Below are 4565 nucleotides of genomic sequence, written 5' to 3'. Positions count from 1 at the left end.
AAGTGCGATCCCGCCCTGGTATTAACACAATCATTTACCATCGATAGCCCAAACTAACTGTATATGCTTCTCTTGTTTCACCTTTATTATAAAGGGCTGTGATATTATAGTGTTTACCTATTTGCTTATTAAAACCAATCAAATAAGCCCATTGATTTAGAGAAACATCAACGTCATAAGTGAACTCACCTTGTAACGCATCTACATAACCTAGATTACCGGATAACGTAGAATCTAAGCCTTGATATTCAGCACCAATTAATAACTGAGCTCTATAATCAACAAGCTGATAACCAACCATTGGTTGAGCAACAAACAGAGTATCACCCCAGCTCGAAGAGCCCTCTAATCGTGTTTGAGATGCGGTCATATTAAGCGTGGCGAAAAATTCTTTATACCCGACGGCTAGTGTAGTACCCACACCTAACAGATCATAGTCAAGACTTAAAGGAAGCTTCAATCGACCAGGGCTACACAGAGGGAGTCCTTCATTGCTTAGCGCACTACATAAGGCATCACCTAATCCAGGATCGATGCCGTTTAAACTATCTTTAACTTCGTTTAAACTCTCCGATGTATATTGCGCATCAATGGTTGCCTTAACTTTAATCTTTCCAGCTAAAGCGTAAACATTCCAGAAAGGCAAAATATAGACATCTCCCCTTATACTAAAACTCTCAGCATTAACTTTGGCGAAGGTCTCTGTCGGTTCAAAGTCCTTATCTAAATTCTGAAGGCCTAATGCTCCGAGACCTAAATTAAAAGATTGAAAGCCAAGATCCATATCTTGATTGCGATAAGCGACAGAAAAACCGTATGGAAGAGGAATATCAATACCTTGTCTACGGACTAAGTCTCCCATCAGTGGGAAAAAACTACTGACCTCGACCTTTTCTTCTCGAATACGAGGATCTGATGCTTCTTCAAGCTTTTCACTATCTAGAACTTCGACACCATCTACATCGTCATAAAAAGCGACGGGAGTCATGAGCAATGACAGAGTAAGCTTTTCTTTTTTTCTAGTTACTCCGTTTGCCACAATGGTTTTGCTTTTAACGTAAAATTGACCATTGTAACGCTCACTGATTAAGATTTCTTGTCTATAATCCTCAATTCTATAAGTACCATAGGTAAATGGTTGCGAATTAGTGATCACCATTTTAACAGGCTTGCGATCTTCAACACTTATCTCAACTCGCATGAAACGAAAATAGGCGACATCTTGAGGTAGTTGATACTTAGAATAGTTAAAACGTACAATTGCACGACGTTCATCTAATTCTTCAACGGTAACCGAAGACCGATCGTAACTATCTGAGTAGGCGCGAAGTCGATATTCTGTTTTAGTCAAATATTCAATGGAGTCTATCGCTCCACCATCTTCTGAGAGTGAAGGTTCACCATCTATTTGAGAAATTTGATCCTGAAAATATTTAATCCTCAAATCAATATTTCCCTTTAAATCTGTTGTTTGCACTAAATAAAAAGATGAAGATGAAGCCTCCTCATTAATTGAAGTGACTTTACGAACGTGCTCAACAATATGATCACCTTGAGATAAAGTACTAATACCATACTTAGGTAGGTGTTCCGGTATGCCATACTGCTCAAAAAACGAAGCTTCTTTTGCATTAGCAATATTAGAGAGTATCAAAATAAAAGAAAAGAAACTTACGCACCAAGATCTACGAAATAAAATAAAAAAAAATTTCGATGATTTACTTTCATCTCTATCCAACAAACTCTATGTAGCATCATTCCTACCTCACTGTAATAAAAGACGACTTAGTAAATAGCATCACAAATACCTTGTGATGTGCTAGCATCAATACCCATATTTATCGTAGCATCCCACGCTGTAATATTCTTGTTTATTTCGCCACCATCATCCGTGGCATTATTAACTATCACCAATATGTTATCTGTATCTTCTTGGTATCGATATTCAGGGTTGAATAATTCATCGCTAAACCACAAACTCGATACTTCTCCCATAAGAAGAAGGTCACCTTCATCAGGCGCTATCTTCGATCCGCTTTGGTTATATAATCGATTAAATACAAAAGGAATTTCAGCTTGGTTACAGGCTTTTCCACCGAAGCAAGCCAAATTACCTATTGTGTCAAAAATAGAGTCTTCAATCAGCTGGTTATTAAAACTTGCGACATAGTCAAAATGATAAATGATAGGAGTGATGTCATGATCGACTTCTTTTGCGTAATCACGAATAGCACATTTATATATCAATTGATTATTTAATTGATTAAACTTTCTTATCTCTTCTGATACCCCATCTAAAGTGGTAGGATTTTCCGATGGTGAGAAATCATCAAAGCGTAAAGGCGTGTCGGTCAACCGATCTACATATAGGATTGATGATATTAACGTGTACGCAGGTATATCTGCTATTTGTGGCAAATCACGAATATCATCACTATCTCCTATTAAAAATAGGACAACATCAAGTAATTTAATACCCGGTAATAATTCTATATTAATCAAGAATAGTAACTTTAACTCCGCTATATAACTATCCGTTTCATTGTTATTAAATCCTATAATAGAAGGGACGGTTAAAGGAGCTTCATGAGCGAGGCTTGTTACGTGATAGCCTGGGTATTCCTCATATTCTGTGCAAACCCCAAGGAATGTCTTTATGCACTCACGATGGGACTCAATGTAGGGTGAAAAGGGAAGTAATTTCGCTCGCGGTTCGATTGCTGCAATATCCGATGCGTATTTCAAAGTAAGCTTCGCCACAATCGATTCCGTGCTATCGCCATCTTCAATCCAGCCCAAGATGTCACTGACCATACTTTCGATGGTTTGGTCAGGTAAACCAAACAAGCGTCCCGTTATTTCTGCTTTTACTTGTTTTTGTAGTTCTAAAATCTGATCAACCGTCAATTGGTTAATACTTAAATCAGGATACAGCGTTGCCATTGCAGTTTCTAAAGTGTCGTATTGGTCTTTCGCTGCAGCGTATGATTCAAATGAAAGTCCGAGCGGTAAACTTTGCATAATCGCTCTGCTAAAGAAATTACCGGCAATATCATCTTCAGGATCGCGCTCTCCACTGGTTGTTTGCTGAAGCGCATTAATTGATGTCGCACCAGCACCTTGCCCAAATACAGTGACGTTTGTACTATCTCCGCCAAAGTCTTCGATATGTTGGCTAACCCACTCTAGAGCTCGCTTTTGATCACCAACCGCAAAGTTGCCTCCTTTCGTTTGACCTGCATCTTCAACCCACCGTTTTCCCAATAAACCAAGACGGTAGTTAAAAGTAACAGCGATAAAGGGGTTATCACTCATTGTACTTTGTGCAACGGCGACATCTGGAATTATATTGGGCAGGTGTCCAGATCCCGTTTCAAACGAACCACTATGGATATAAACATACACAGGTAATAAATCACCTGAAGTCGCATTATTAGGTCTCCATACGTTCAAGTAAAGGCAGGTCTCTGAGTACAATTCTGTTGAGCCAAACTGAGGGCATATGTTCCCAAAGTCTGTATACGAATTATTTTCGGTCACCGCTTGTGCTAGAGGCAGCATCACACTGTGTTCAAAACGGTCAGGCGCACCGAAGAAAAAATCACCTTCGCTACTATCGCCCGAGTAAGCATAAGGTATCCCTTTGAACGTTTCTATTGTAACCAGTGAGATACCGTCTTCAGTCGCAGAAAGTGAAGGGGCGACTGTGATTATTGGTTCTTTGAGGCCTTGTATAGTCACTTCACCTATTTGAGCCTCAAAAGTAATGGGTTGAGGTGATTCCTCTTCAGGAGCAGGGGTAAAGCTGAACTCAGTAGAATCATCACGACAACCGAAAAGTACAACTCCGATCAAGACCAAAAATGCTTTTGTCATCACTTACCTCTTCAATATCGAAAGTAAAGAACATTGCTATCACGCTTTGAATACCAAAATCAATCTTCTAATATTAGACTTAAAAATCAGAAAAGGTGGACAATATTACAATTACAGGTTCTGTCGTAAACAGTGGTGATAGGTTAAACTCTTCATCAAAATTCACCACTGCCGACGCTATGGCCATCAAATTTACAGGCGCCACTTTCCTTCCGACATCATTCTTCCGGCTGTTCGTTATTACGTTTCTTATAAGCTGAGCTACCGTGAAACCGAAGAGATACTCAATGAGCCAGGTATCGATGTTGATCACTCAACCATCAATCGGTGGGTTATCAAATACGCCCCACTATTGGAGCACAGAGCACACCGAAGAAAGAAGCCTGTCGCTACTTCGTAGCGGATGGATGAGACTTACATTAACGTCAAAGGCCAGTGGAAGTATTATTACCGAGCCGTTGATAAATGCGGTAATGTGATTGATTTTTTACTGTGCGAATACCGTGACGAGAAGGCAGCTCGCGCCTTCTTCACCAGGCGTTGTTGATCAAATCAGCTTGAAGATCAACGACACCATATGTAGCTAGCCGTTAGCTTCTAACGGGCATACCTAGTCCTATGACTTTGTTAATCGCTTTGACATTCGCCATGATTTCGCCCACTTGAGCGTTGTAACATCTCAAGCTCAA

General features: G+C 39.9%; 2 protein-coding genes and 2 pseudogenes. 1 reads left to right on the top strand and 3 read right to left on the bottom strand.

Annotation, left to right across the window (positions count from 1 at the left end; genetic code table 11):
* Nucleotides 1–34 precede the first annotated feature (34 nt).
* Entirely contained in the window at nucleotides 35–1738 is a 1704-nt protein-coding gene (locus tag AB4585_RS21690; protein WP_372170885.1) for a hypothetical protein, read from the bottom strand.
* A gap of 47 nt (nucleotides 1739–1785) precedes the next feature.
* Complete coding sequence (locus AB4585_RS21685; RefSeq protein ID WP_372155705.1) at nucleotides 1786–3876, bottom strand: carboxylesterase family protein; 2091 nt, start codon at nucleotides 3874–3876, stop codon at nucleotides 1786–1788.
* 190 nt (nucleotides 3877–4066) lie between these two features.
* Here AB4585_RS21685 and AB4585_RS21680 point away from each other — a divergent pair.
* Nucleotides 4067–4414 (top strand): annotated as a pseudogene (locus AB4585_RS21680) (IS6 family transposase); the annotation flags it as partial.
* 52 nt (nucleotides 4415–4466) lie between these two features.
* Here AB4585_RS21680 and AB4585_RS21675 read toward each other — a convergent pair.
* Nucleotides 4467–4565 (bottom strand): annotated as a pseudogene (locus AB4585_RS21675) (IS5 family transposase); the annotation flags it as partial.

Source organism: Vibrio sp. 10N.222.49.C9 (assembly GCF_041474985.1).
GTDB classification, from domain to species: domain Bacteria; phylum Pseudomonadota; class Gammaproteobacteria; order Enterobacterales; family Vibrionaceae; genus Vibrio; species Vibrio crassostreae_C.
This window is presented reverse-complemented; position numbering and strand designations above follow the sequence as displayed.

Excerpts from the sequence above, each read along its gene's own strand:
- AB4585_RS21685 (WP_372155705.1), bottom strand. The coding sequence starts at position 3,876 with ATGACAAAAGCATTTTTGGTCTTGATCGGAGTTGTACTTTTCGGTTGT.